Source organism: Ruegeria sp. HKCCD4315, from assembly GCF_013112245.1.
GTDB lineage: Bacteria > Pseudomonadota > Alphaproteobacteria > Rhodobacterales > Rhodobacteraceae > Ruegeria.
In genome coordinates, this window is record NZ_WVRN01000001.1 from 1720033 (window position 1) to 1745880 (window position 25848).

Below are 25848 nucleotides of genomic sequence, written 5' to 3' on the forward strand. Positions count from 1 at the left end.
TGTTAGCGCTAACTAATCTGACAGAGAAATTTCGACGGAGCGGACCATGACCCTGAAACTTGCGATCAACGGATTTGGACGGATTGGGCGCGGCGTTCTGCGCGCGGTGATGGAAAGTGGCCGCACAGACGTTAAGATTGTGGCGATCAACGATTTGGGCAAGCCGGACATGAACGCGCATTTGTTTGAGTTCGACAGTGTGCATGGTCGCTATGCCAACCCGGTTACACTCAGCGATGCAGGTTTGGATGTGGGTCGTGGTCCGATCCGTCTGACCAGCGAACGCAACCCCGAAGACCTGCCGTGGTCGGATATTGATGTCGTTCTCGAATGCACCGGTGTGTTCCGCACCCGAGAGGCCGCTGAGCGTCACTTCAAGAACGGCTCGAAAAAGGTTCTGATCTCGGCCCCGGCCCGCGGTGATGGCAACGTCAAGACCGTCGTGTTTGGTGTGAACGATCACGAACTGACCGCCGAAGACTTGGTCGTATCGAACGCATCCTGCACCACCAACTGCCTGTCTCCGGTTGCCGCAGCCTTGGATGCTGGGCTTGGCATCAAGCACGGTAATATGACCACTGTTCATGCATATACGGCCAGCCAGCCGGTACATGACTTGGTCGGAAAGGACCCTTACCTCTCACGCGCCGCTGCGTTGTCGATGATCCCCACCACAACCGGCGCGGCCGCTGCTGTTGGACTGGTTCTGCCGCAACTACAAGGCAAACTGACGGGTCAGGCGATCCGTGTCCCGACCCCGAACGTTTCGGTCGTTGATCTGGTGGCCGAGGTTTCCCGCCCAACCACCGAAGAGGAAGTGAATCAGCTGTTTATTGATGCCGCCGCCAAAATCCCCGGCGTGTTGGCGGCAGAAAGCCGTCCATTGGTTTCCATTGATTTCAACCACGATCCGCACAGCTCGACCGTGTCGCTGGCCGAAACCAAAGTCACCGACGGCACACTTGTTCGCGTACTGGCCTGGTACGACAATGAATGGGGCTTCTCGAACCGGATGCTGGATACAGCCGCCGCAATGGGCGCCCTAGCCTAACCGATCTTTCAGCGCGGTGTTGACGCGGGGCGTGACGAATTTCGACACGTCCCCATCTAACCGGGCGATTTCTTTGACCAGCTTCGAGGCAATTGCCTGATGGCGCGCTTCTGCCATCAGAAAGACAGTCTCGATTGAATCGTCCAATGCACGGTTCATTCCAACCATCTGAAATTCATACTCAAAGTCGGCAACAGCGCGCAATCCACGCACAATGATCTGCGCACCGACATCCCGCGCACAATCGATCAGCAGGTTTTCAAATGGGTGGGCGACAATCTCGGTCCCGGTCTGTTCAGAGAGCTGGGCACATTCGGCTTCAATCATGGCCACACGCTCTTCCAACGAGAATAAAGGCCCTTTATCCCGGTTGATGGCAACACCAATCACCAGCTTGTCGACCAAAGCTGCCGCCCGACGAATGATATCGATGTGGCCCATTGTGATGGGATCAAAGGTTCCAGGATACAATCCAACCCGCATCGCGCCCTCCTGCGCAACAAAATTTCTGCGCAAGCAAACATAACTTTGCTGCAGGTGCAAGTGATTGCTGTGGCAACCCTTGCTGTCAGTGCCCCATTATCATGCCTTCCAAAGCATCTTTTTCCATGGCCAGTTCTGCCAGCTGTGCCTTTACGACATCGCCGAGTGTGACAATGCCGACCAGCTTGCCATCTTCCACCACCGGCATATGGCGGAACCGTCCTTCGGTCATGCGGGACATGATGTCTTCGACCGTCGCTTGACGCGTCGTCGTGACAAGATCTTGCGTCATATAGGACTGGACCGGCTGGTTCAGGCAACCACTGCCACTGGCCGCCAGTTCCCGAACGATGTCACGTTCCGACAGGATGCCAGATGCCGTTTCACCGCCGTCTTCGGAAATGATGACCGTCCCGATCCGCTTCTCCGCAAGAATCTTCGAGGCCTCCGAGACCGTCGCCGTTGGCGCAACCGTCACAACGCCGTCTGTCGCCTTGGACTTCAGGATGGCCTGTACAAGCATGAAGAATACCTCCGGAAATAATGACACTTATTCCAAAGCGTTGCGCGATTGTGGCGACCTGTCAAGCGTCGGCCTCTGCTTCCAAACGAAGCACTTCCTCGCGAATGCCGCGTGTCAGGGCATCAGCAAAGCGGTTCAACCGTTCGTTGCGCTGATCTCCTTCATGCCGAACAAGATAGAAACTGCGCGTCAAACTCACTTGATCCGTCAGGATTTTCCGCAGATCGGAGTGAAACGGCAGCGTGAAATCATGGGCCACACAAACCCCGGTTCCCAGCGTGACCTGTCGCAATTGGACCGAGACCGAGTTCGATGCAAGCGCGACACGGTCAATGCCTATGTCATTCAGGTAATCCAGCTCTCGGTCAAAGATCATGTCGGGGATGTAGCCGATCAACCTTTGCCCTTTCAGATCCGCCACAGATTGGATCGGACCATGCTCTTGAAGATAGTCGTCCGTGGCAACCATGTGCAATTTATAGTCGCTGATCTTTTTCACACGCAATTGGCCGGCTGTCGGCGCGCTCACTGTCACGGCCATATCCGCCTCGCGCCGAGACAGGTTAATCACCCGAGGCAGCGCAAGTATCTGAATGTCCAGATCAGGGTTCGCGTCGCTGATTTTTGCGCAGACCTGCGGCAACAGGTAATTGGCACTGCCATCCGGCGCGCCGATCCTGATCTGCCCGCTCAGCGATTTCGTTGACCCGGCCACCGCCCCGGCCGCTGCGCGCATCGCCTCTTCGGCGTGCAGCCCATGTTCCAAAAGTCGTTGTCCCGCCGACGTCAGAACATAACCCTGCTGTGATTTGGTGAACAAAGTGGACTCCAACGTGGATTCGAGCCGGGCCACGCGACGCCCTACAGTGGCGGGATCAATCTTCAGTATGCGGCCAGCGGATGACAGGCTTTCTTCCCGTGCCACGGCCAGAAAGATCCGCATATCGTCCCAGTTCGGTGTCATTCACAAACTCTTTGCATTTTTGCAAAACTCTTTTGGGACATTGCCTCTGTTCGCGGGATTTCTGCAAGTCTATTCTGCGCGCAAACCTATCGGAGGAGCTCTTGATGCAAGACTTGACCCATTTTTTAAACGGCGAAATGGTTGCCGGAACATCCGGTCGTTTCGACGACGTTTACAACCCGGCAACCGGCGAAGTTCAGTACAAATGCCCAATGGCCAGCGCTGCAGAAACCACCGCAGCTATTGAAGCGGCGGCAGCGGCCCAGCCCGCATGGGGCGCGACCAACCCGCAAAAGCGTGCGCGTGTCATGATGGCCATGGTTGGCCTGATGAACCGCGACATGGACAAGTTGGCAGAAGCGCTAAGCCGCGAGCATGGTAAAACCATCCCCGATGCCAAAGGCGACTTGCAGCGTGGTCTGGAAGTCATTGAATACTGCATCGGTGCGCCTCAGATGCTGAAAGGTGAATTCACTGACAGCGCAGGCCCCGGTATCGACATGTACTCGATGCGTCAGCCTCTGGGCGTTGTTGGTTCGATCATGCCGTTCAACTTCCCTGCCATGATGCCGCTGTGGCACGTAGGCCCGGCGCTTGCGTGTGGCAACGCGGTGGTTCTGAAACCGTCCGAGCGTGACCCGTCTGTTCCGCTGATGCTGGCTGAACTCTTCATCGAAGCTGGTCTGCCCAAGGGGGTGTTCCAGGTCGTGAACGGCGACAAAGAAGCTGTTGACACGATCCTCGACAGCGAAATCATTCAGGGCGTCAGCTTTGTGGGTTCGACGCCGATTGCGCAATATATCTACAGCCGCGCAACCGCCAACGGCAAACGCGCCCAGTGCTTCGGCGGCGCCAAGAACCACATGATCGTCATGCCCGACGCTGACTTGGATCAGGCAGCCGATGCGTTGGTCGGCGCCGGATTTGGCGCAGCCGGCGAACGCTGCATGGCAATCTCAGTCGCGGTTCCCGTTGGTGAAGAAACCGCTGACAAATTGATCGAAAAACTGATCCCGCGTGTCGAAAAGTTGAAAGTTGGTCCTTACACTGCTGGTGATGATGTTGACATGGGCCCGGTTGTGACCGGAGCCGCCAAAGAACGTATCCTGGGTCTAATCAACTCGGGCGTAGAGCAAGGCGCAAAGCTGGTAGTCGACAACCGCGATTTCAGCCTGCAGGGTTACGAAGACGGCTTCTTTGTTGGCCCGCATCTGTTCGACCACGTCACCCCGGACATGAATATCTACAAACAAGAGATCTTTGGCCCGGTCCTGTCCACCGTGCGTGCCGGTTCGTATGAAGAGGCTCTGAAATTGGCGATGGACCATGAATATGGCAACGGCACCGCAATCTTCACCCGTGACGGTGACACCGCGCGTGATTTTGCAAGCCGGATCAATATCGGCATGGTCGGTATCAACGTGCCGATCCCTGTTCCGCTGGCCTATCATACCTTTGGTGGCTGGAAGAAATCGATGTTTGGTGACTTGAACCAGCACGGCCCTGACAGCTTCAAATTCTATACCCGCACCAAGACCGTCACGTCCCGTTGGCCGTCGGGCATCAAGGAAGGTGGCGAGTTCAACTTCAAAGCCATGGACTGATCTGAACGTCCATTGAGTTTTCAAACCCGGCCCGATTGCGGGCCGGGTTTTTGCATCTTTCCGCCGATAAACCGCTCTGCGTTCTCGCCATCACAAGAAATTCAGACATGGCCCACTGGAAAAATGCCTCGAAGACAAATATTTTGTCCGCCAAGTGTGTACCGAGCAATAAAATTATCGGAGGCAGTTTTGTCACATTCCCGTATGACCCGTCGTTCCGCCCTGTTGGGCGCAGCATCATTGGTGGCAACCCCTGCCCTTGTTCGGGCACAAAGCACCGATGCTTTCCCAGAAACGGAAGATGCCATCAGCACGCAATTGCCGGTACGCCGCAACGTGTCTTCCTTCTCGCAACAGAACTGGCAGGATCACTTTGATGAGCTTGGTGTGGGCTGCCTGTTGGCCGATATCACCAGCCGCGCTGTGCACTACTGGAGCCCGGACGGAACTTACAAGCTTTACCCAAGTTCGGTCCCGATGAGTGAAGAGCTCACCAAACGCGGTTACACAAAAGTCGTACGCAAAACCGAATTCCCAAGCTGGACACCAACGGCGTCCATGCGTGAGCGCGATCCCTCGTTGCCTGTACGGATGGAAGGTGGCGACCCTGGCAATCCATTGGGCACTCGCGCTATGTATCTGGGCTGGCCAGCTTATCTGGTCCACGGAACCCATGACACGCGCAAGATTGGCCGGCAGAGCTCGTCTGGATGTATCGGACTCTACAATCAGCACGTGGAAGAGCTGTATCCGCTGGTTCAGATTGGGACACAGGTGCGTCTGGTCTGATTTGCTAGTCGTAAAAAGCAAAAGCCCCGGTCAATCGCCGGGGCTTTGTTGTTTTTGAACCGTGGTTTATTCCGGCAGGATAACTGCGTCGACCACGTGAATCACGCCGTTGCTTGCCTCAATATCGGCCTGCACAACCTTGGCATCATTCACTTTTACACCGTTTTTGGCGTTAACACTCAGCCGGTCACCCTGAACGGTCAGAACCTTGGCGCGCTTGCCAGCAATGTCGCCAGACATCACTTTGGCCGGCACAACGTGATAAGTCAGGATCGATACAAGCTGATCTTTGTTCTCGGGCAGCAGCAGGGATTCCACCGTACCCTCGGGCAAAGCGGCGAACGCCTCGTCAGTTGGGGCAAAAACGGTGAATGGGCCATCGCCCTTCAACGTGTCAACCAGACCAGCGGCCTGAACGGCAGCAACCAAAGTGTTGAACGATCCGGCGGCAACGGCCGTGTCGACAATATCAGCGGCCTGCGCCTTAAGCGGCATGGCAAATGCAAGTGCGGCGGCTGCGCCCATGAATGTGCGACGGAACATAGCTGTCTTCTCCTCTCCAGCGTGTTATGGAAAGGGGTACGGACCTTTTGCCGCAGCGGATCACTCTGAAATCATTTTTCTTTGAGTTGCACCCAGATGCTCTGTGCTCGTCCTTCAGTCAGAAACGGTAAGGCGGCAACGGCATCCGGGCGTTCCTGTTGAAGGTAATACCCCGGCCAAAGCATTGAATACGCACCAGATTGCAGCAACGCGTGCAACATGTACTGCTCTCCCCAACCGGGGCAATCATAGAAGAAACGTTTGGGATATTCGTAGGGTAAAAAAACATCGTGCACATGAATGACCACGCCGGGTTTCAACGCCGGAATGATGCGGCAGAACAGATGGGCGACGTCATTGCTCATCCGTACAACGTGGCTTGAATCGATGAACAGAACGTCTCCGGCTTCAAGCTCGGCAAAAAGCGACGGGTCAACTTCTTCAAGACGTTTTTGTTCGAAGTGGTCCACGACATGCGCAATGTCGGCCCGCGGGTATGGGTCAATGGCAGTGATCCTGGTGTCCAACCCGCCGTCAATAATCGCTTGCCTAGTCACGCGGGTTGAGTTCCCGCACCCCACCTCGATCACGCGCTTGGGCTGAAAGCGGCGGATCATCAGATACAACGCATCTGCATCCGGGCTGTCGTAGTAGCCATTGCCTGTGCGATAGCCAGTCTGATTGCGCGCCGGGTCTTGCAACGCCTGCAGATCCGCCTTGTGACGATCATATTCCGCCACCAGTTGTTCGACATCGAAACCTTCCATACCCGGAGATAATGCGTAGGCCGGGCGTGTCAGCCCTCCGGCAGCTTCAAAAGCCTCAAGCCGCGCGCGTTCATCCTGTTCGGTAACCTTGTCGATCAGCCTCACCCCCAACTCGTCCAGAGCGGCGTTAATCTTTGGGAATTTTCTGGGTTTCACGGCGATGGCTCCACGGTTTGTGCTGATCCGTTCCTTACAATTGCCGCCCGTACCAGTGCAAGGACAAGCCGGGCAAACCCTTGGCAAAAGGCAAATTTCCGTATTCACTGGATCGCACGACAGACAAAGGGGTCGCCATGCAGCAGGAATTCACACTGGGCATTGAAGAAGAGTACCTTCTTGTGGATCGCGACAGCCTGCAATTGTCCGAAGCGCCCGAAGCGCTGATGGAGGCCTGTCAAAACGATTTCGAAGGTCAGGTGAGCCCCGAGTTCCTGCAATGTCAGATTGAAGTCGGAACGCGCCCACACACAACCATCGCCTCGGCGCGGGAAGACCTCAAACGCCTGAGATCTTGCGTGTCAAAACGGGCTGCTGACTACAATCTGTCCCCCATCGCTGTGTCCTGTCACCCCTTTGCCAACTGGAAGGATCAACACCACACCCGTAAGGAACGGTATGACGCGCTGCAACACGCGTTAGGAGGCGTGGCGCGTCGCATGTTGATCTGCGGGATGCATGTGCATGTGGGGGTCGAAGACCCTGCCCTGCGCGCCGATCTGATGCCGCAGCTGTCTTACTTTTTGCCGCATCTTCTGGCCCTATCCACATCGTCTCCCTTTTGGAGCGGCGAGGATACCGGCCTATCCTCATACCGCTTGACCGTGTTCGACAACCTGCCCCGAACCGGCCTGCCCCCAGTTTTTGGCAGTTGGGCCGAGTATGAGCGCACCACAGGTATACTTGTCGAACTGGGCGTAATCGAGGACACGACCAAAATCTGGTGGGACCTGCGCCCGTCGCATCGCTTCCCCACGCTCGAAACCCGGATCATGGATGTACAGCCCCGACTGGAACACACGCTGTCCTTGGCGGCCCTCGTTCAGGCACTGACCCGAATGCTGTGCCGACTAAAAGACCGTAACTTGCGCTGGCGGCAATATGATCGCTTCCTGATCGGAGAAAACCGCTGGCGCGCGCAAAGATATGGCGTGGGCGAAGGGCTGATTGACTTTGGCGACCGCTCAGTCAAACCGATGTCCGAACTGATTGGCGACCTGATGGGGTTGTTGGCCGAAGATACCGAAGCGCTTGGCACGATGACCGAACTGGCGCGTCTACGGCAGATTGCTGAAAACGGCACCTCAGCCACCCGTCAACGCCGGGTTCACGCCGAGGCTGTCGCGCGCGGAGACGACCCCGGGCAAGCCGTCGTGCGTCACCTGATCGAGGAATTTCACGCGGATCTCTAGGCTGCTCCGCCCTCTTCGCGACCCATTGTTGAGCCTGCAAAATTTCTGTAAGAATTCGGAAATAAACAACCGTTCAATTCATTGCCGACGGGAGGGAACGCCATGGATTTCGCACTCAGCGAGGAACAGACAGCCATTTTCGACATGGCCTACGCGTTTGGGCAGGAAAATATCGCACCCTTTGCTCGGCAGTGGGAATCCGATGGCACCATTCCAAAAACCTTGTGGCCACAGATCGGCGAGCTTGGCTTTGGGGCTTTGTATGTATCCGAGGACAGCGGCGGTTCGAACCTGACCCGCCTGGATGCCACCTTGGTATTCGAGGCGTTGTCGATGGCCTGCCCTTCGGTCGCAGCGTTCCTGTCGATCCACAACATGTGTGCCAAGATGTTGGACAACTTCGCGGATGATGACCTGAAGGCACGTATCATGCCCGATGTTCTCAGCCTCAATACGGTGCTGAGCTATTGCCTAACCGAACCCGGTTCCGGCTCTGATGCGGCGGCCTTGAAGACACGCGCTGAGCGTACGAACGAAGGCTATACGTTGAACGGCACCAAGGCGTTCATCTCAGGCGGCGGATATTCCGACGCCTATGTCTGCATGGTGCGTACCGGCCAAGATGGCCCCAAGGGCATTTCCACCGTTTATATTGAGGACGGCACACCCGGACTTAGTTTTGGAGCACTGGAGGAGAAAATGGGCTGGAAAAGTCAGCCCACCGCGCAGGTGCAGTTCGACGATTGCAAAATCCCGGCTGGCAACCTTGTCGGCACCGAAGGCGACGGGTTCAAATATGCTATGATGGGCCTCGACGGCGGGCGACTGAACATTGCGGCCTGTTCGCTTGGTGCCGCTCAGGCCGGTTTGGATATGACGTTGCAATACATGTCTGAACGCAAGGCGTTTGGGCAATCCATTGATCAGTTTCAGGCCCTTCAGTTCCGACTGGCGGATATGGAGATTGAATTGCAAGCAGCACGGACCTTTCTGCGTCAAGCTGCTTGGAAACTAGATAACGGCGCGCCCGACGCCACGAAATTCTGCGCCATGGCCAAGAAGTTCGTAACCGAAACTGGATCGAAAGTGGTAGATCAGTGCCTGCAACTGCATGGTGGTTACGGATATCTTGCCGATTACGGCATCGAAAAGCTTGTGCGCGATCTTCGAGTTCATCAGATACTGGAAGGCACGAATGAGATCATGCGCTTGATCGTATCACGCCAGATGCTTGCCAACCGCTGAGGCCCCAATGTCAGACATCGAAATCCGCACCACAGGACGTGCCGGACGCATCACCCTGACCCGTCCACATGCTCTGAACGCACTGAGTTACGAGATGTGCATGGCGATCGACACGGCGATGCGCAACTGGCGCGAAGACGATGCCGTTGACCTGATTATTCTGGACGCCGAAGGGGAAAAAGCCTTCTGCGCGGGCGGTGACATTGCCGAGCTTTATGACACCGGCACCAAGGGCGATTACGCCTACGGACAGACATTCTGGCGCGACGAATACCGCCTGAATGCGATGATCTTTGAATACCCCAAGCCGGTCGTCAGCTTTCTTCAGGGCTTTACCATGGGCGGCGGTGTCGGCATTGGGTGCCACGGAAGCCACCGCGTTGTCGGGGAAAGTTCAAAGATCTCCATGCCCGAATGCTCGATTGGCCTGGTGCCGGATGTGGGCGGATCGCTGATGCTGGCGCTCGCCCCCGGTCGGTTGGGCGAGTTTTTGGGAACGACTGGGTTCCGAATGGGCCCTGCGGATGCAATTCTGGCAGGGTTCGCGGACCATTACATCCCTCAATCACACTGGTCCGATTTGATTGAGATGCTTGAGGCCTCTGGCGACGCAGGGCTGATTTCGCAACATGCCGAAACACCACCCGCCGGAGAACTGGCCGGGTTGCAGGCCGACATTGATCAGTATTTCTCGGGCGAAACATTAGGCGACATCGTGACAAGCCTGCGCAACAGTGAGCAGGCGTTTTCACAGAAAACCCTGTCGACGCTGGGAAAAAACGCCCCCCTTTCCACGGCTTGTACGGTTGAAATGCTGCACCGTCTGCGCGGCCCCGCTTTGTCCATACGACGCGCCCTGGAGTTGGAATACCGTTTCACCCACCGGTCGATGGAACATGGTGACTTTCTAGAAGGTATTCGCGCGCAAATCATCGATAAAGACCGCAGCCCGAACTGGCAGTTTCCCGATATGAACGTCCCTTTGACGGCCGTTTCGAAAATGCTTCAACCACTGGGCGCGGATACCCTGACTTTTGAGGAGGACTAAAAGATGCAAATCGGTTTCATTGGGCTGGGAAATATGGGCGCGCCCATGGCGGCCAACCTGGCAAAGGCCGGGCATCAGGTTCTGGGGTTTGATACCGCAGGCGTCAATGTAGAGGGTGTCACCCACGTCGAAACGGCGTCTGACGCGGTCGTGGGTGCTGATGCGGTCATCACCATGCTGCCAAACGGTGCTATTCTAAGGGCCGTTGCGGATCAGGTCATTCCTGCCATGTCGAAAGGGGCTGTGTTAATCGACTGCTCGACAGTTGACGTGGACAGCGCGCGTGCGGTTGCGGATCAGGCTATGGGAGCCGGACTTTTGTCCGTGGATGCGCCAGTTTCCGGCGGTATCGGCGGTGCGGCGGCAGGTACGCTGACGTTCATGGCCGGCGGATCGGAAGACGCATTCTCAAAAGCTGCCCCCCTGTTCGAGATCATGGGGCAAAAAGCGGTTCACTGCGGCGAATCCGGGGCCGGACAAGCCGCCAAGATCTGCAACAACATGATCCTTGGCGTCACCATGATTGCCACCTGCGAGGCTTTTGCACTGGCAGACAAACTGGGACTGGACCGTCAAAAGATGTTCGACGTGGTCAGCACGTCGTCAGGCTATAGCTGGACGATGAACGCCTATTGCCCCGCCCCCGGCGTTGGCCCGCAAAGCCCTGCTGACAATGACTACACGCCTGGATTCGCTGCCGAGCTCATGCTGAAAGACCTCCGTCTCAGCCAGCAAGCAGCAGACAGCGCTGATGCGGATACACCGATGGGTCAAATCGCGACTGCCCTGTACGAACAATTTGTTGAAAATGAAGACGGATTGGGCCGGGATTTCAGCGCGATGCTACCACGTTTTGAAAAACGTGGGCGCGAAGAGTAACGTCGGCGGCCTTTTGCCCAGCCGTTTGACAGACAGGCGGCAGGAGGCCATCTAACCGTCATGTTCCAAGGCGTCTTCAGCCTGTTCGCAAAGGAAAGCGGCATGACACAATCCCTGGTGACAATTGCGATGCTTGCGGTCATGGCGCTTGCCCCAGTTACAGCCATGGCCAAAAACAAAAACGGACATTGCCCACCGGGTTTAGCCAAGAAATCTGTTCCTTGCGTGCCTCCTGGGCAGGCAAAAAAGATTTATAGAAACGGTGATTTCATCCGAAACGATTATCGTTGGGTCGACAATCCCTATCGCTATGGGCTGAACCGAAACTATTCCTACATCCGCGCTGGCGACTATGTGTACCGGGTCGATCCCGATACACGTAAAGTGCTGAACCTGATCGGTGCGGTCGCCGATATTCTGAACTGAGCTGGCGTCGCTGCAGCTATTCTGCCGCGACGCGCGCGTTGTCCAACATCGATTTCAGATAGCGACCGGTATGACTGCGCTCGACCATTGCGACATCTTCGGGTGTGCCTACGGCAACAATCTCACCACCGCCATCGCCACCTTCGGGACCAATGTCGATGATATGATCCGCAGTTTTCACCACGTCCAGATTGTGCTCGATCACAACAACCGTGTTCCCCTGATCGACCAGTTCATGCAGCACTTCCAACAATTTGCGCACATCTTCGAAATGCAGACCCGTGGTCGGTTCATCCAGGATATAAAGCGTCCGTCCGGTTGACCGTTTCGACAATTCTTTGGACAGCTTCACGCGTTGCGCTTCGCCACCAGACAGCGTGGTGGCTTGTTGCCCAACCTTGATATAGCCGAGCCCAACGCGGGCCAAAGCATCCATCTTATCGCGGATCGACGGCACGGCCTTGAAGAACTCCTGCGCGTCTTCCACGGTCATATCAAGCACGTCCGCGATGGATTTGCCCTTGAACTTGATTTCAAGCGTCTCGCGGTTGTAGCGCGCGCCTTTGCAAGTCTCACAAGTCACGTAGACATCGGGTAGAAAGTGCATTTCGATCTTGATGACACCGTCACCCTGACATGCCTCGCACCGACCGCCCTTAACGTTGAAACTGAACCGGCCCGGCTTGTATCCCCGCGCTTTCGCCTCGGGCAGTCCAGCAAACCAGTCGCGGATCGGGGTGAAAGCCCCGGTGTAAGTGGCTGGATTCGAACGCGGAGTCCGTCCAATCGGCCGCTGATCAATGTCGATGACCTTGTCCAGATGCTCAAGCCCCTTGATCGTCTCACACGGCGCTGGAGTTTGTCGCGCACCATTCAGGCGCATCGATGCGGTTTTGAACAGTGTCTCAATGGTCAGCGTAGACTTGCCGCCACCAGACACCCCAGTGACACACACAAACTTGCCCAAAGGAAACTCGGCCGTGACATTCTTGAGGTTGTTACCAGTGGCTTTCACCACAGTCACTTTCTGCTTTTTGCCCGCGCGCCGTTCGGCCGGAACCGCGATTTCACGCGTCCCCGCCAGATATTGCCCGGTGATCGAGGCCGCATCACCCGTGATGTCCGCAGGTGTACCATGACTGACGACCTGCCCCCCGTGAACACCCGCTCCGGGGCCAATGTCGAACACATAGTCGGCCTCGCGGATGGCCTCCTCATCATGTTCGACAACAATCACTGTGTTGCCCTGATCCCGAAGGTTCTTGAGTGTCCCCAACAACCGGTCATTGTCGCGCTGGTGAAGACCAATTGACGGCTCGTCCAACACATAAAGAACCCCAGTCAGACCCGAGCCGATTTGGCTGGCCAAACGAATACGCTGGCTTTCACCACCAGACAGCGTTCCACTTGAACGTGACAGCGTAAGGTATTCCAAACCAACGTTATTCAAAAACCCAAGGCGTTCGCGAATCTCTTTTAGAATAGCGCGTGCGATTTCATTTTTCTGGGCGCTCAGATGGTTCGGCGCGTCCTCAATCCAGGCCAGAGCTTCCCGGATTGACATCTGCACCACCTGCCCGACATGCAGACCCGCGATCTTGACCGCCAGAGCCTCGGGCCGCAGGCGATAACCCTCACACGTGCCGCATGGGCGGTTGTTCTGGTACCGTTCAAATTCCTCGCGAATCCAAGCGCTGTCCGTTTCACGATAGCGGCGCTCCATATTCGGGATCACGCCTTCGAAACTGCGCGTCACCTGATAAACGCGTCCGCCTTCGTCATAGCGGAATTGGATCTCTTCATCGCCAGAGCCGCGCAGGAAAACCTGCTGCACCTTCTGGGGCAGGTCTTTCCACGGCGTGTTCTTGTCGAACTCATAATGACGTGCGATGGCTTCGATGGTCTGAAGGAAATACGGAGACTTACCCTTGCGCCACGGCGCCAAGGCCCCGTCATAGAGTTTCAGCGACTGATCAGGCACCACAAGTCGCTCGTCAAAGAACAACTCGACCCCCAACCCATCGCAATCGGGGCAAGCCCCAAATGGCGCGTTGAAGGAAAACAGACGCGGTTCGATCTCCGGGATGGTAAACCCGCTGACCGGGCAGGCAAAGTTCTCGCTAAAGGTGATCCGCTCCGGATCTCCCTCATGCGGGGCCGTTTCCAGAATCGCAATACCGTCTGCCAGATCCAAGGCTGTGCGCAGGCTGTCGGCCAAACGGGTCTCCATACCCTCTCGCACAACCAGTCGGTCCACCACCACGTCGATGTCGTGGCGGAATTTCTTGTCCAGTGTCGGCGGTTCATCCAGTTCATAGAACTCACCATCGACCTTAACGCGCTGGAACCCTTGTTTGCGCAGTTCCTGGAACTCTTTTTTGTACTCACCTTTGCGGTCGCGCACGATGGGGGCCAGCAGGTAACCTCGCGTGCCCTCCTCCATGGTCATGATCCGATCTACCATGTCCTGTACCTGCTGCGCCTCGATCGGCTGTCCGGTTACAGGGCTATAGGGTGTTCCGGCGCGTGCAAACAGCAGGCGCAAATAGTCGTAGATTTCCGTAACCGTCCCAACAGTTGAACGCGGGTTCTTGGACGTTGTTTTCTGTTCGATGGAAATCGCCGGGCTCAGGCCGCTGATGTGATCCACATCGGGCTTTTCCATCATATCGAGGAATTGACGCGCATAAGCTGACAGGCTTTCGACATAGCGCCGCTGCCCTTCGGCATAGATGGTATCAAACGCCAGAGAGGACTTGCCCGAACCAGACAAACCGGTGATCACCACCAGCTGATCCCGCGGGATATCAACGTCGATGCTTTTGAGGTTATGCTCGCGCGCGCCGCGCACCTCGATATTCTTCAGCTCAGCCATTTCCGGCCCCCAACAAATACGTCCCTCAGAAATAGGCGAGCAGAGCTGAGTCTCCAACAGAAAAGTTAGAACAAACTGTGAACAGACGGATTATTGCCGACACTTCCTGACATCATGCACAGCTACAATGCGCCAAGCGATCTGTTTCAGTGACGCAGGATGTTTTTTGAAGGGAAAATGGCGCGGTTGACGGGGCTCGAACCCGCGACCCCCGGCGTGACAGGCCGGTACTCTAACCAACTGAGCTACAACCGCGCATCTATTTTCGTGGCCTTTACCCTGGACCAAGGAGTGCAGCGATGGCGCGGTTGACGGGGCTCGAACCCGCGACCCCCGGCGTGACAGGCCGGTACTCTAACCAACTGAGCTACAACCGCCCGCTGCACGTTCATTGCTGAACGTTGGGGTGTATTATGGCTACGCTCGGGCAGCGTCAAGCGGCGTTTTGAAGTTTTTTGTCAGAATCCAGATTTTTGTTTGCCCGCCGTTTTTTGCACGCAGAACAAAGCCAAATCCACTTGCAGCCGAACCACAGGACAGATATCAACGCGTCCCATGGGTGATTAGCTCAGTGGTAGAGCGCTTCGTTCACATCGAAGATGTCAGGAGTTCAAATCTCTTATCACCCACCATTCCCGATCTAAGATTACGCTTGAAATTGAAAGGCTTGCCAGCTCGCGACCTGGATGACTATCGTGCACTATCGGCCAAGCCTTGTGCCGACAGCAACGTCAGAGGTCATCATGGCAGAGCTTAAGCGGGACATTGGCCTGATCGGACTGACCTTCATTTCGGTTGGAGGAATCATCGGTTCGGGCTGGTTGTTCGGCCCCCTTCTGGCGGTTCAGCACGCCGGGCCTGCGGCCATCCTCTCTTGGCTGATCGGTGCGGCTGCGATGTTCATCTTGGCAATTACATTCGCGGAAATTTCGGCCATGCTGCCCATCCCCGGCGGAATTGCCCGGGTCCCGCAGTTTTCGCACGGCAATATCGTTTCGATGGCCATGGGGTGGACGGCATGGATTGGCTATAACACCACTGCCCCCATTGAGGTGGAGGCGATGCTGAAATACCTCGCGCCTTACGCCCCCTGGCTGCACGCTGCCGATACGGGCGATCTAACAGGAGCCGGAGTTTTTGTAGCCCTTGTCTTCATGCTGCTTTTCGTTGCGGTCAACGCGCTTGGGGTCAAGTTCTTCACACATGTAAATGCGGCGCTGACCTGGGCAAAGATAGCTATTCCAGTGGTCCTGTCCGCATTGCTGATTGCCAGCCGTTTCAATGCCGAAAATTTCACACAACCGGACGGCTTTGCACCATATGGGTCGCAGGGAATCATGGCTGCCGTTTCGACCGGAGGCGTCATTTTCTCGTTCATAGGTTTCCGACATGTCGTTGATATGGCGGGTGAAGTGCGCAATCCAAAGTTCGCCATCCCCGCAGCATTGGTCCTGTCGATTATCATGTGCGCCGCAATCTATCTTGGCCTCCAGGTAGCTTTCATCGGCGCGCTGGATCCATCACTGCTAACCAATGGTTGGGCACAGTTGAATTTTGGCGGCGAAGGCCCGTTAGACGCTGTAATCATGTCGGTTGGATTGGTCTGGTTCATCAGCCTGTTGAACGTCGGATCAGTCGTTGGCCCCTTTGGCAACGGATTGGTCGCGACCGGGTCGAATGCCCGTATTGCCCTTGCCCTGTCCCAAAACGGTTTTCTGCCAAAACGTTTGCAAAACCTGTCTTCGTTTGGGGTTCCGGTATGGGCCTTGGCGTTGAATTTTTTGATCGGGACCCTGTTCCTTTTGACCGTTCCCTTTACCACCGTCATTGCCCTGAACGGCGCCGCTATTGTTTTGTCATTCGCAGTTGGCCCAATCGCCGTGGTTTGCCTAAGGGATCTTCTTCCCGACCAACCCCGTTCGATCCGCATTCCAGCGGTACGTCTGGTCGCGTTGACCGCCTTCGCAATTGCAACACTAATAGTGTATTGGAGCGGTTGGGACACCGTCTGGCGCCTTGGGATCGCGCTGATCGTCGGAAAAATTCTGCTGCTTATCCGGTTCCGAGGGCGCCTTGATGAAATGGACCTGACCGAAGCCGTTTGGTTGATGCCTTATTTTGCCGGACTCGGGTTAATCTCATTCCTGGGTCAATTCGGAACCGGGGCTTTGAAACAGATCCCGTTTGGGTGGGATATTCTGCTTTGCGTCGTGTTTTCCGCCATCATCTTCGCGCTGGCCATACGTTCAGCGCTGTCGGATGAAAAATTCATGAAATACATAGCGGAAGAAGAAATACTTGATCCAAAACAGCCTGTAATCGGACTATAAAAAAGGCAGAGCACCGCTCTGCCTTTCCCCGTTTTTTGTATACGCAGCCTAGTGCGCTGTAGCAGATGCATCCGCGGATTTGGTTGAAGCAGCAGCCGCAGCTGCAGCTTCCTCTGCCGCTTCGTCCCACTCAATCGGCTCGGGTGTACGCACCAGCGCCTGTTCGAGAACTTCCGAGACATGTTTGACAGGGATGATCTCCAACCCTTCCTTCACGTTGTCCGGGATATCCGCCAGATCCTTTTCGTTCTCTTCCGGGATCAGGACTGTCTTGATACCCCCGCGCAGGGCAGCTAGCAGTTTTTCTTTCAAACCACCAATCGGCATTGCGTTCCCGCGCAGAGAAACCTCACCAGTCATCGCGATATCTTTGCGCACCGGAATGCCAGTCAGTACGGAGACAATCGACGTCACCATCGCAAGACCAGCCGACGGACCATCCTTGGGCGTCGCCCCATCCGGAACGTGGACGTGAATGTCGATCTTGTCGAACTGTGGCGGCTTCACCCCGATTTTGGGCGAGATAGACCGCACGTAAGACGAAGCCGCATCGATGGACTCCTTCATCACATCGCCCAGCTTACCGGTGGTTTTCATCCGCCCTTTGCCCGGCAGTTTCAGCGCCTCGATATGTAGCAGATCGCCCCCAACCGAGGTCCAGGCCAAACCTGTTACAACACCGATCTGATCATCCTGCTCGGCCAGCCCATACCGGAACTTGGGCACACCCAAAAACTCATCCAGATTTTCCGGCGTAACTTCAACGGTTTCCGCCTCTTTCTTGATGATCTTGGTCAGCGATTTCCGCGCCACTTTGGCGATTTCACGTTCAAGGTTCCGAACGCCCGCCTCACGGGTGTAGGTGCGGATGATCGATTGCAGCGCCTCATCTGTCAGTTCAAATTCCTTGGCCTTCAGGCCATGGTTTTTGACCTGCTTGCTGATCAGGTGCTGTTTTGCGATCTCGCTCTTTTCCTCTTCGGTGTAACCGGCCAGCGGGATGATCTCCATCCGGTCCAGCAAAGGCCCAGGCATGTTATAGCTGTTCGACGTGGTCAGGAACATCACGTTGGACAGGTCATATTCGACCTCCAAATAGTGATCCATGAATGTGCTGTTCTGCTCAGGATCGAGCACTTCCAGCATCGCCGAAGCTGGATCGCCACGGAAATCTTGCCCCATCTTGTCGATTTCATCCAACAAGATCAGCGGGTTCGTGGTTTTCGCCTTTTTCAGTGCCTGAATGATCTTGCCGGGCATCGAGCCGATGTAGGTTCGACGGTGACCCCGAATCTCGGATTCGTCGCGCACACCGCCCAGCGAGATGCGAATGAACTCGCGCCCCGTGGCCTTTGCAACCGATTTACCAAGCGAGGTTTTACCGACACCCGGAGGGCCAACAAGGCACAGGATCGGGCCTTTCAGCTTCTTCGAACGCTGCTGGACCGCGAGGTACTCAACAATACGCTCTTTGACTTTCTCAAGCCCATAGTGATCGGCATCCAGAATGTCCTGCGCGCGGCCCAGATCCTTTTTGACGCGGGACTTGGTGCCCCAGGGCAAGGACAGGATCCAATCCAGATAGTTGCGTACGACTGTGGCCTCAGCCGACATCGGGCTCATGTTGCGCAGCTTCTTCAGCTCGCCTTCGGCCTTTTCGCGCGCCTCTTTCGACAGCTTGGTCTCGGCGATTTTCTCTTCCAGCTCGGCAACTTCGTTCGAGCCGTCCTCGCCATCGCCAAGCTCCTTCTGAATGGCCTTCATCTGCTCATTCAGATAGTACTCGCGCTGCGTCTTCTCCATCTGGGATTTGACGCGGGTTTTGATCTTTTTCTCGACCTGCAGAACCGACATCTCGCCCTGCATCAGGCCATAGACCTTCTCAAGCCGCTCACTGACGCTGAGGGTTTCCAGAAGTTCCTGCTTTTGCTCCACTTCAATGCCCAGATGACCTGACACAAGGTCAGCCAACTTGGCAGGCTCGGTGGTTTCACCCACAGCCGCCAGCGCCTCTTCGGGGATGTTCTTGCGCACTTTGGCATAGCGCTCGAACTCATCCGCGACAGTGCGCAGCAGGGCTTCGGTTGTTGTTACATCACCGGGAATTTCGGTCAAATATTCGGCACGGGCTTCGAAAAACTGTTCGTTTTCAAGAAACTCGGTAATCTGCACACGTGCCTGCCCTTCGACCAGCACCTTCACGGTGCCATCGGGCAATTTCAGCAGTTGCAGAACGTTGGCCAGAACGCCCGAGCGATAGATACCGTCTACATCGGGATCATCGACGCCGGGATCGATCTGGCTGGACAAAAGAATTTGCTTGTCATCCTGCATTACCTCTTCCAGCGCGCGGACCGATTTATCGCGGCCTACAAAAAGAGGCACAATCATATGCGGGAACACCACAATGTCGCGCAGCGGCAGGACGGGGTATGAGGAATTCAGAGGCTCTTGCATGCTCTATCCTTATCGTTGGCAAGACGGCGCTTGTCCCTCATCGAGGCAACATTTGGCCGTCTCCTGTCTTGGACGATAAAGGTGGGGCCTCATCGCCCTTTTTCAACCTTACCGCCGTGTATCATGTTTCAGCATGAACCGAGGTTTTCGGGACTGCAAGACGTCCAAGGAACATATCCACCGAAATTAACACGACATGCATAGGCAACATGCACTTCAAAGGTCAGAACACCCGTTGCACTGCGCGAGACAAGAAAAACCCGTGACCGTCTTTGTTGCGACATTCCAGACCTTTTGTCGAAGAGCTGCAGGTGAATCCTCCGAACTGACCGGTGACCCCATATTCCGCACGATCATAGCCGTCTTTGTTGCGGTTCAGCGGCTGGCACAATATCTCTACCGGGCCGGTGTCGAACATCAGAAAATCATGCCCCCAGTCCGATTGACAATTCGCGGGGCGCGGCATCGCTGGTGGGCCGGATTTTTCTATGATGGTGCATTGAATATCCGAGGACGACGCACTTTCCCCGACCGAGCATTGAATGTTTTCGGATGGGGTTTCAAAAGTCCAAACATCTGACATGGCTGGCGTCGCGCAGAAAATTGCTGCGCCGAGAACAAGGCGAAACATGAAAAACTCTCCGGGGTCACTGACTAAAATGGCATCGCTTGAAGTGGCCCCAGAATACCAGGAAACCATGCAATAGTCACCCGAAGGGAAAGGTTACAAGGGTTCAATATCGCCTTGCGCACGCTGCGCGTGAAACTTGGCCTGCCAGACGTCAAAGGTTCCCGCAGCAATCGCATCGCGCATGCCCTGCATGATCTCTTGGAAGTAATGCAGGTTGTGCCAGGTCAGCAACATGCCCGAGATCATCTCGTTTGCCCGAAATACATGGTGCAAATAGGCGCGCGAATAGTTCGAACAGGCGGGACATGTGCAATTCTCGTCCAGCGGGCGTGGGTCATCCGCATGGCGCGCGTTCTTGATGTTGACCACGCCGCGACGTGTGAACACTTGCCCCGTGCGGCCGGAACGCGATGGCAACACACAGTCCATCATGTCGATCCCACGCGCGACGGCGCCAACGATATCGTCGGGCTTGCCGACACCCATCAAATAACGCGGCTTGTCTTCAGGCAGAAAGTCGGGGGCGTAGTCGAGACAGCCAAACATGGCCTCCTGCCCCTCACCCACGGCCAGCCCGCCTACTGCATAGCCTTCGAACCCAATGGATTTAAGTGCTTGGGCGCTTTCTTCACGCAAGTCCTGCTCCAGACCACCTTGCATGATGCCAAAAAGGGCGTGACCCGGACGATCCCCAAACGCGTCACGCGACCGTTCGGCCCAACGCATCGACAACCGCATGGACTCGGCGATGCGATCCCGGTCGGCGGGCAGCGCGGGGCATTCGTCAAAACACATCACAATGTCCGAGCCCAACAAGCGCTGAATCTCCATTGACCGCTCGGGTGTCAGTTCGTGTTTTGATCCGTCGATATGAGATTTAAAGGTCACGCCCTTTTCGGTCAGCTTGCGCAGCCCTGCCAAGGACATGACCTGAAACCCGCCCGAGTCGGTCAGAATGGGGCGGTCCCAGTTCATGAACTTGTGCAACCCGCCCAAACGATCAATCCGTTCCGCTGTTGGACGCAGCATCAGGTGATAGGTGTTGCCCAGCAGAATATCCGCCCCGGTGGCACGCACACTTTCGGGCATCATTGCTTTGACCGTCGCGGCTGTGCCCACAGGCATAAAGGCCGGCGTCCGCACCTCTCCGCGCGGCGTGCTGATCACACCCGTGCGTGCCTTGCCGTCTGTCGCCTTAAGCTCAAATGAGAATTTCTGCGTCATGTCATCGCCTCGGATCGCCGAACCGGGCAGGCTTTGCCCGATCCGTTCCGTCTTTGCAACCCGTCAGGGCAGCGAGGACACGCGGTCGGTGAAAAGACGAACAACACCTGCCCCGTCCACATCGCGACACACCCGGATCGCAGGTCGTTCAGGATCTGGCTGTGTCGCCCCCATTTGATCGCCTTCAGTGACAACCCGCAGCCCGGTTTCAACCATGTCGAACATAGGTTGATGGGAACACGCGATCACAGCTGTTGAGTCGTGCAGGCCGCAGCCTTCCAGCCCCCCGATCTCTTTGTAGAACTTCAGATAGAACCGAGAGATATCGCGCAGAAACGCCCCCATATCGGGTGACTTTTGCGCCAATGCTTCGAAGTCCGCCGTTTCGTACAGCGTCTTCAGGGTCACGTCCAATCCGACCAGAACAGTGTTGGGCGGTGCGGAAAAGACCTCTTCAGCGGCAAGAGCGTCGTGATAGATATTGGCTTCGGCGTGCCGGGTGATGTTGCCCGGGCAATAGACCGCGCCCCCCATGATCACCAGTTCGCGCAGGTTGCCTGCAAATTCCGGGTCCAGGCGCATCGCGTTTGCAATATTGGTCAAGGGACCCACGGCGCAGACCACCAGTTCGCCCTTGTGGGCTCGGGCCATCTCAACCAGAAACGCGGCTGCTGGCAATGCGTGGTTCTCTCCAATCTCCGGGATTTCGGTCAAATCACCAAAACCTTCGCGGCCGTGAACGTGCTCTGACGGGGCGTGTGTGTCCGCCCCAATCGGCACCGCAGCTCCTTCGGCCACATGCAAGTCCAACCCCAGCTTGTGAAGTAAAAACCGCGCGTTGCGGCTGGATTGGTGAACATACGTGTTTCCAAACACCGTGGTAAGACCGATCAGGTCAATTTCCGGTGCGGCGGCGGCATAAGCAATGGCCATGGCATCGTCGATGCCGGGATCAGTGTCGATAATCAGTTTCATCCCCGCCCGATACCGCAAACGCTGTTGGATGCAAAGCCGCCACAGCGGCAAATTTCCAGACCACTTTCGTACGTTCAGGCATTTGCATACCGGCCCGTTCCACTCATACCAGAGTTGAAATTGGGCGACTCAATCCCAATATGTATACCATAGTACACAAAACTAAGAGGACAGAATGATCGAAGATCAAATCATCGGATTGATTTCGTCAAACATTGTTTTGCTACTGGCCGCTGTGCTGGTGATTGTTGTTATTCTCAAAGGCATCAAGATTGTGCCGCAGTCTGAGAAATACGTGGTTGAGCGGTTCGGCCGCCTGCATTCGGTGCTTGGCCCCGGCATCAACTTCATCGTTCCGTTTCTGGATGTTGCACGCCACAAAATCTCGATCCTCGAGCGCCAGTTGCCCAATGCGACACAAGACGCAATCACCAAGGACAACGTTTTGGTGCAGATTGATACCTCGGTCTTCTACCGTATTCTCGAGCCGGAAAAGACGGTTTACCGCATCCGGGACGTAGACGGCGCGATTGCAACCACTGTAGCCGGGATCGTGCGCGCCGAAATCGGCAAGATGGATCTGGACGAGGTACAATCGAACCGCGCGCAGTTGATCACACGCATTCAGGAAAGCGTCGAAACCGCCGTTGACGATTGGGGTATCGAAGTCACCCGCGCTGAAATTTTGGATGTGAATCTGGATCAGGCCACGCGTGATGCCATGCTGCAGCAGTTGAACGCGGAACGTGCCCGCCGCGCGCAAGTGACCGAGGCCGAGGGTCAGAAACGCGCCGTGGAGCTGCACGCTGATGCCGAACTTTATGCCGCTGAACAAACCGCCAAGGCCCGCCGCATTCAGGCCGAAGCCGAAGCCTATGCTACGGGCGTGGTCGCCAAGGCCATTCAGGACAACGGGATCGAGGCCGCGCAATATCAGGTTGCTTTGAAACAGGTTGAAGCCCTTAATGCTTTGGGCAACGGTTCTGGCAAGCAAACCATAGTTGTGCCCGCAAACGCGCTTGAAGCATTTGGAGATGCGTTCAAAATGCTGAAGGGAGGAAAATGATGGCTGATCCCTTTTGGCTGACCTGGTGGATCTGGCTGGCCGCAGCGCTGGCGCTGGGGATTCTCGAGATTGTTCTGCCAGGGTTTATCTTTCTTGGCTTCGCCATTGGCGCAGCGATTACGGGTCTTGTTCTCGTGATTCCGGGCCTGACAATGTCACTGCATGTCCTCGCGCTGGTCTTTGCAGTGCTGTCGTTGATCGCATGGCTTGTCTTGCGCAAACTCTTTGCGCTGCCGCATGGTCAGGTCAAAACCTTCAAGCATGATATTAATGACTGAATCGCGATGGCGCTCGTCTGAGCGCCACGCCACCACTGGACGCTGTTGCGGCTATTCCCTATATAATCAGTCAGGCAACTGACCCGAGGCAAAGATGACTCACCCGAGCGAACAGTTTGAAGGCACCCCGCTGATTGCGCCGTCAACAATTGAACACCCACTGTACGACGCCGTGGTCGAAGCGTGCCGCACAGTCTACGACCCGGAAATCCCGGTCAACATCTATGACCTCGGCTTGATCTACACGATTGATATTACTGCGGATAACGCAGTTAAGGTGATCATGACCCTGACCGCGCCCGGCTGTCCCGTCGCCGGTGACATGCCCGGCTGGATCGTGGAAGCAATCGAACCGGTCGCGGGCGTCAAAGAAGTTGACGTTGAACTGACCTGGGAACCGCCCTGGGGCATGGAGATGATGTCAGACGAAGCGCGACTGGAACTGGGCTTTATGTAAACCTAAAGCCCTGCGCTTTGCCTGTTTGCCCGAATGCATATCAATTTAGATTGCAGGTTTCTTTGATTTCTGCCGCCCGGTCGCTCAGCGCTTTGACATAGTCGCCAGACAGCATTTGCAAGTGTTTGTGCTCGGTTCCCGTGACCAGACCCAGCAAAGCCCCAGCAGGAGTCAGCGAGGCAACGCTTTCCAATTGCTTGTCTTCGGCATGTTTCTTTTCGGCTTCAATCGCGCGCAGATCGCCCTCGGCTGTTGCACAGTTGACCGGATGCCTTTCAGCGTCCGTGGCGGCTGATGCATCCCCGGATGGGAAACCGGCAACCGCCAGAGCAAAGATTGATCCTTGCAGAACAGGTTTAGAAACGCTCAATAACTTATTCATAACAATATCCTTTCCATCCCAAAATGTTCTCTCCCAACACTGCAATCTGCGTGTTCAGACACAGCTAAACCCGCTTTCTGGCGCAATGCAAGGTTGCAGGGCGTCAACCTTGCATCGCAATATGAGCGTTCTTGCGTAAATCTTTAACCCGGTCGATCTTGAGCCTGCGACCATTGAGCCCTAAATTGAGTAGGACGCGCGACAACGGAGACTTACATGTTCGGCATCCCCGGCAAACAGGCTGTGACCATGACGCCTAAAGCCGCAGAGCAGATCACCCGCCTGATGAATTCAGGCGGTCACGCTGGCCTGCGCATTGGCGTCAAGAAAGGCGGCTGTGCAGGCATGGAATATACCATGGAATATGTGGATCAGGCAGATCCGCATGACGAGGTTGTCGAACAAGATGGTGCACGGGTGATGATCGCACCGATGGCGCAAATGTTCCTGTTCGGAACCGAGATCGACTACGAAGTGTCGCTGCTGGAATCAGGGTTCAAGTTCAAGAACCCGAATGTTGTTGATTCCTGTGGCTGCGGTGAATCGATCAAGTTCGACGAAACCATCGCTCAGCAAAGCTAAATCATCGATCGAGGCACCATTCCCTGTCAGGTCTGCAAGCGGAATTGTAAGATTGCGCAGACAATGCTATCCGCATCCTTAAATCATCGAATGATCAGGGAGATACGGGTATGCGGCGGAAGCTGGCGGCTGGAAACTGGAAGATGAACGGAACCGGCTCAGCGCTGAGTGAACTTGAAACGCTGTCACAAAACCATCCCGAAGCCTCAGTCGATATTCTGATCTGCCCTCCCGCCACCTTGCTCAGCCGTGCCACCGATACTGTGGCGGGCTCAGCGATAACTGTTGGTGGGCAGGATTGTCACGCGGAACATTCCGGGGCGCATACGGGCGACATCAGCGCAGATATGCTGCTGGATGCCGGTGCGACTTCGGTCATTCTGGGCCATTCAGAACGGCGCGTGGATCACGGAGAGCATGACGAGGATGTACGCGCCAAAGCCCGCGCGGCGATGGACGCGGGCCTAAAAGCGGTCATTTGCGTCGGTGAAAGTCTGGAACAGCGTGAGGCGGCCAACACGCTCGATATTATTGGCGGGCAGATGTCCGGGTCGATCCCGGATCAGTCCACCGGCGAAAACCTGATCGTCGCATACGAGCCGATCTGGGCGATCGGCACTGGAAAGGTCCCCACCTTGGAAGAGATCGGCGAGGTTCACGACTTCATGCGCGCCCGGCTGGAACGTCGTTTTGGCGAAGGCGTGGGCCGGTCAGTGCGACTGCTTTACGGCGGGTCCGTCAAACCCAGCAATGCGGCCGATATCTTTGCGGTCTCGAATGTGGATGGCGCTTTGGTCGGTGGGGCCAGTCTGAAGGCTACGGATTTCTCGGGCATTATTCAGGCGCTGGAAAGCATCTGA

The 25848-nt window shown here is 56.0% G+C and carries 25 protein-coding genes and 3 tRNA genes; 15 read left to right on the forward strand and 13 right to left on the reverse strand.

Annotated elements, in window-relative coordinates; all coding sequences use genetic code 11:
* Window positions 1–46 precede the first annotated feature (46 nt).
* Complete coding sequence (gap, locus tag GS646_RS08655) at window positions 47–1051, forward strand: type I glyceraldehyde-3-phosphate dehydrogenase (RefSeq protein ID WP_171183019.1); 1005 nt, start codon at window positions 47–49, stop codon at window positions 1049–1051.
* On the opposite strand, the gene coaD is transcribed toward gap, so the two are convergent.
* From coaD to GS646_RS08670, 3 genes are all read right to left on the reverse strand, one after another.
* Window positions 1043–1534, reverse strand: coding sequence for a pantetheine-phosphate adenylyltransferase (gene coaD, locus GS646_RS08660; protein WP_171183017.1), 492 nt, complete (start codon window positions 1532–1534; stop codon window positions 1043–1045). The genes gap and coaD overlap by 9 nt on opposite strands.
* Before the next feature lie 85 nt (window positions 1535–1619).
* On the reverse strand, window positions 1620–2057 hold the full coding sequence (locus GS646_RS08665) for a CBS domain-containing protein (RefSeq protein ID WP_171089793.1): 438 nt from the start codon (window positions 2055–2057) through the stop codon (window positions 1620–1622).
* Between the two features lie 61 nt (window positions 2058–2118).
* Entirely contained in the window at window positions 2119–3021 is a 903-nt protein-coding gene (locus GS646_RS08670; RefSeq protein WP_171646891.1) for a LysR family transcriptional regulator, read from the reverse strand.
* 104 nt (window positions 3022–3125) lie between these two features.
* Between GS646_RS08670 and GS646_RS08675 the strand changes: the two genes are divergently transcribed.
* Window positions 3126–4625: a CoA-acylating methylmalonate-semialdehyde dehydrogenase gene (locus GS646_RS08675; RefSeq protein WP_171183014.1), complete on the forward strand. Its 1500-nt coding sequence runs from the start codon at window positions 3126–3128 to the stop codon at window positions 4623–4625.
* 204 nt (window positions 4626–4829) lie between these two features.
* Window positions 4830–5414: a L,D-transpeptidase gene (locus GS646_RS08680; protein ID WP_171089788.1), complete on the forward strand. Its 585-nt coding sequence runs from the start codon at window positions 4830–4832 to the stop codon at window positions 5412–5414.
* 66 nt (window positions 5415–5480) lie between these two features.
* On the opposite strand, the gene GS646_RS08685 is transcribed toward GS646_RS08680, so the two are convergent.
* Both GS646_RS08685 and GS646_RS08690 read right to left on the reverse strand, forming a co-directional pair.
* Window positions 5481–5957, reverse strand: coding sequence for a fasciclin domain-containing protein (locus tag GS646_RS08685; protein ID WP_171105223.1), 477 nt, complete (start codon window positions 5955–5957; stop codon window positions 5481–5483).
* Between the two features lie 71 nt (window positions 5958–6028).
* Complete coding sequence (locus GS646_RS08690) at window positions 6029–6880, reverse strand: class I SAM-dependent methyltransferase (protein ID WP_171646889.1); 852 nt, start codon at window positions 6878–6880, stop codon at window positions 6029–6031.
* A 137-nt stretch (window positions 6881–7017) separates the two neighbouring features.
* Between GS646_RS08690 and GS646_RS08695 the strand changes: the two genes are divergently transcribed.
* The 5 genes from GS646_RS08695 to GS646_RS08715 all read left to right on the forward strand — a co-directional run bounded on the left by GS646_RS08695 (window position 7018) and on the right by GS646_RS08715 (window position 11731).
* On the forward strand, window positions 7018–8133 hold the full coding sequence (locus GS646_RS08695) for a carboxylate-amine ligase (RefSeq protein WP_171183627.1): 1116 nt from the start codon (window positions 7018–7020) through the stop codon (window positions 8131–8133).
* Between the two features lie 102 nt (window positions 8134–8235).
* The gene (locus GS646_RS08700; RefSeq protein ID WP_171183010.1) at window positions 8236–9378 is read left to right on the forward strand and encodes an acyl-CoA dehydrogenase family protein; all 1143 of its coding nucleotides are present in this window, start codon (window positions 8236–8238) and stop codon (window positions 9376–9378) included.
* Between the two features lie 7 nt (window positions 9379–9385).
* Window positions 9386–10426, forward strand: a complete 1041-nt coding sequence (locus GS646_RS08705; protein ID WP_171183008.1) for an enoyl-CoA hydratase/isomerase family protein — start codon at window positions 9386–9388, stop codon at window positions 10424–10426.
* Window positions 10427–10429: 3 nt separating this feature from the next.
* Entirely contained in the window at window positions 10430–11305 is an 876-nt protein-coding gene (gene mmsB, locus GS646_RS08710) for a 3-hydroxyisobutyrate dehydrogenase (protein ID WP_171183006.1), read from the forward strand.
* A 102-nt stretch (window positions 11306–11407) separates the two neighbouring features.
* Window positions 11408–11731: a hypothetical protein gene (locus GS646_RS08715; protein WP_171183004.1), complete on the forward strand. Its 324-nt coding sequence runs from the start codon at window positions 11408–11410 to the stop codon at window positions 11729–11731.
* Between the two features lie 16 nt (window positions 11732–11747).
* On the opposite strand, the gene uvrA is transcribed toward GS646_RS08715, so the two are convergent.
* The 3 genes from uvrA to GS646_RS08730 all read right to left on the reverse strand — a co-directional run bounded on the left by uvrA (window position 11748) and on the right by GS646_RS08730 (window position 14983).
* The gene (gene uvrA / locus GS646_RS08720) at window positions 11748–14606 is read right to left on the reverse strand and encodes an excinuclease ABC subunit UvrA (RefSeq protein WP_171183003.1); all 2859 of its coding nucleotides are present in this window, start codon (window positions 14604–14606) and stop codon (window positions 11748–11750) included.
* 178 nt (window positions 14607–14784) lie between these two features.
* A tRNA-Asp gene (locus tag GS646_RS08725) sits at window positions 14785–14861 on the reverse strand.
* Window positions 14862–14906: 45 nt separating this feature from the next.
* Window positions 14907–14983: transfer RNA gene (locus tag GS646_RS08730), tRNA-Asp, on the reverse strand.
* A gap of 180 nt (window positions 14984–15163) precedes the next feature.
* On the opposite strand from GS646_RS08730, the gene GS646_RS08735 reads away from it, so the two are divergent.
* Window positions 15164–15238 (forward strand) — tRNA-Val (locus GS646_RS08735).
* 111 nt (window positions 15239–15349) lie between these two features.
* Complete coding sequence (locus GS646_RS08740; RefSeq protein WP_171183001.1) at window positions 15350–16936, forward strand: APC family permease; 1587 nt, start codon at window positions 15350–15352, stop codon at window positions 16934–16936.
* 48 nt (window positions 16937–16984) lie between these two features.
* Here GS646_RS08740 and lon read toward each other — a convergent pair whose 3' ends face one another.
* The 4 genes from lon to GS646_RS08760 all read right to left on the reverse strand — a co-directional run bounded on the left by lon (window position 16985) and on the right by GS646_RS08760 (window position 22223).
* A complete protein-coding gene (lon, locus tag GS646_RS08745) occupies window positions 16985–19393 on the reverse strand; it encodes an endopeptidase La (RefSeq protein ID WP_171089769.1) in 2409 nt (802 codons plus the stop codon).
* Window positions 19394–19616: 223 nt separating this feature from the next.
* Complete coding sequence (locus GS646_RS08750) at window positions 19617–20024, reverse strand: DUF6636 domain-containing protein (RefSeq protein WP_171646887.1); 408 nt, start codon at window positions 20022–20024, stop codon at window positions 19617–19619.
* A gap of 93 nt (window positions 20025–20117) precedes the next feature.
* On the reverse strand, window positions 20118–21248 hold the full coding sequence (tgt, locus tag GS646_RS08755; protein ID WP_171646886.1) for a tRNA guanosine(34) transglycosylase Tgt: 1131 nt from the start codon (window positions 21246–21248) through the stop codon (window positions 20118–20120).
* A 63-nt stretch (window positions 21249–21311) separates the two neighbouring features.
* Window positions 21312–22223, reverse strand: coding sequence for a nucleoside hydrolase (locus tag GS646_RS08760; protein WP_171182995.1), 912 nt, complete (start codon window positions 22221–22223; stop codon window positions 21312–21314).
* Between the two features lie 175 nt (window positions 22224–22398).
* Here GS646_RS08760 and GS646_RS08765 point away from each other — a divergent pair, with 175 nt between their 5' ends.
* From GS646_RS08765 to GS646_RS08775, 3 genes are all read left to right on the forward strand, one after another.
* Entirely contained in the window at window positions 22399–23289 is an 891-nt protein-coding gene (locus GS646_RS08765; RefSeq protein WP_171089763.1) for an SPFH domain-containing protein, read from the forward strand.
* Window positions 23289–23567, forward strand: coding sequence for an NfeD family protein (locus tag GS646_RS08770; RefSeq protein ID WP_171089761.1), 279 nt, complete (start codon window positions 23289–23291; stop codon window positions 23565–23567). The genes GS646_RS08765 and GS646_RS08770 overlap by 1 nt, the downstream gene beginning before the upstream one ends.
* A 94-nt stretch (window positions 23568–23661) precedes the next feature.
* Window positions 23662–24024, forward strand: coding sequence for an SUF system Fe-S cluster assembly protein (locus GS646_RS08775; RefSeq protein WP_171174302.1), 363 nt, complete (start codon window positions 23662–23664; stop codon window positions 24022–24024).
* Between the two features lie 40 nt (window positions 24025–24064).
* Here GS646_RS08775 and GS646_RS08780 read toward each other — a convergent pair whose 3' ends face one another.
* The gene (locus tag GS646_RS08780) at window positions 24065–24406 is read right to left on the reverse strand and encodes a hypothetical protein (RefSeq protein WP_171182994.1); all 342 of its coding nucleotides are present in this window, start codon (window positions 24404–24406) and stop codon (window positions 24065–24067) included.
* Window positions 24407–24622: 216 nt separating this feature from the next.
* Between GS646_RS08780 and GS646_RS08785 the strand changes: the two genes are divergently transcribed.
* Complete coding sequence (locus GS646_RS08785) at window positions 24623–24988, forward strand: iron-sulfur cluster assembly accessory protein (RefSeq protein ID WP_171089755.1); 366 nt, start codon at window positions 24623–24625, stop codon at window positions 24986–24988.
* 110 nt (window positions 24989–25098) lie between these two features.
* The gene (tpiA, locus tag GS646_RS08790) at window positions 25099–25848 is read left to right on the forward strand and encodes a triose-phosphate isomerase (RefSeq protein WP_171182992.1); all 750 of its coding nucleotides are present in this window, start codon (window positions 25099–25101) and stop codon (window positions 25846–25848) included.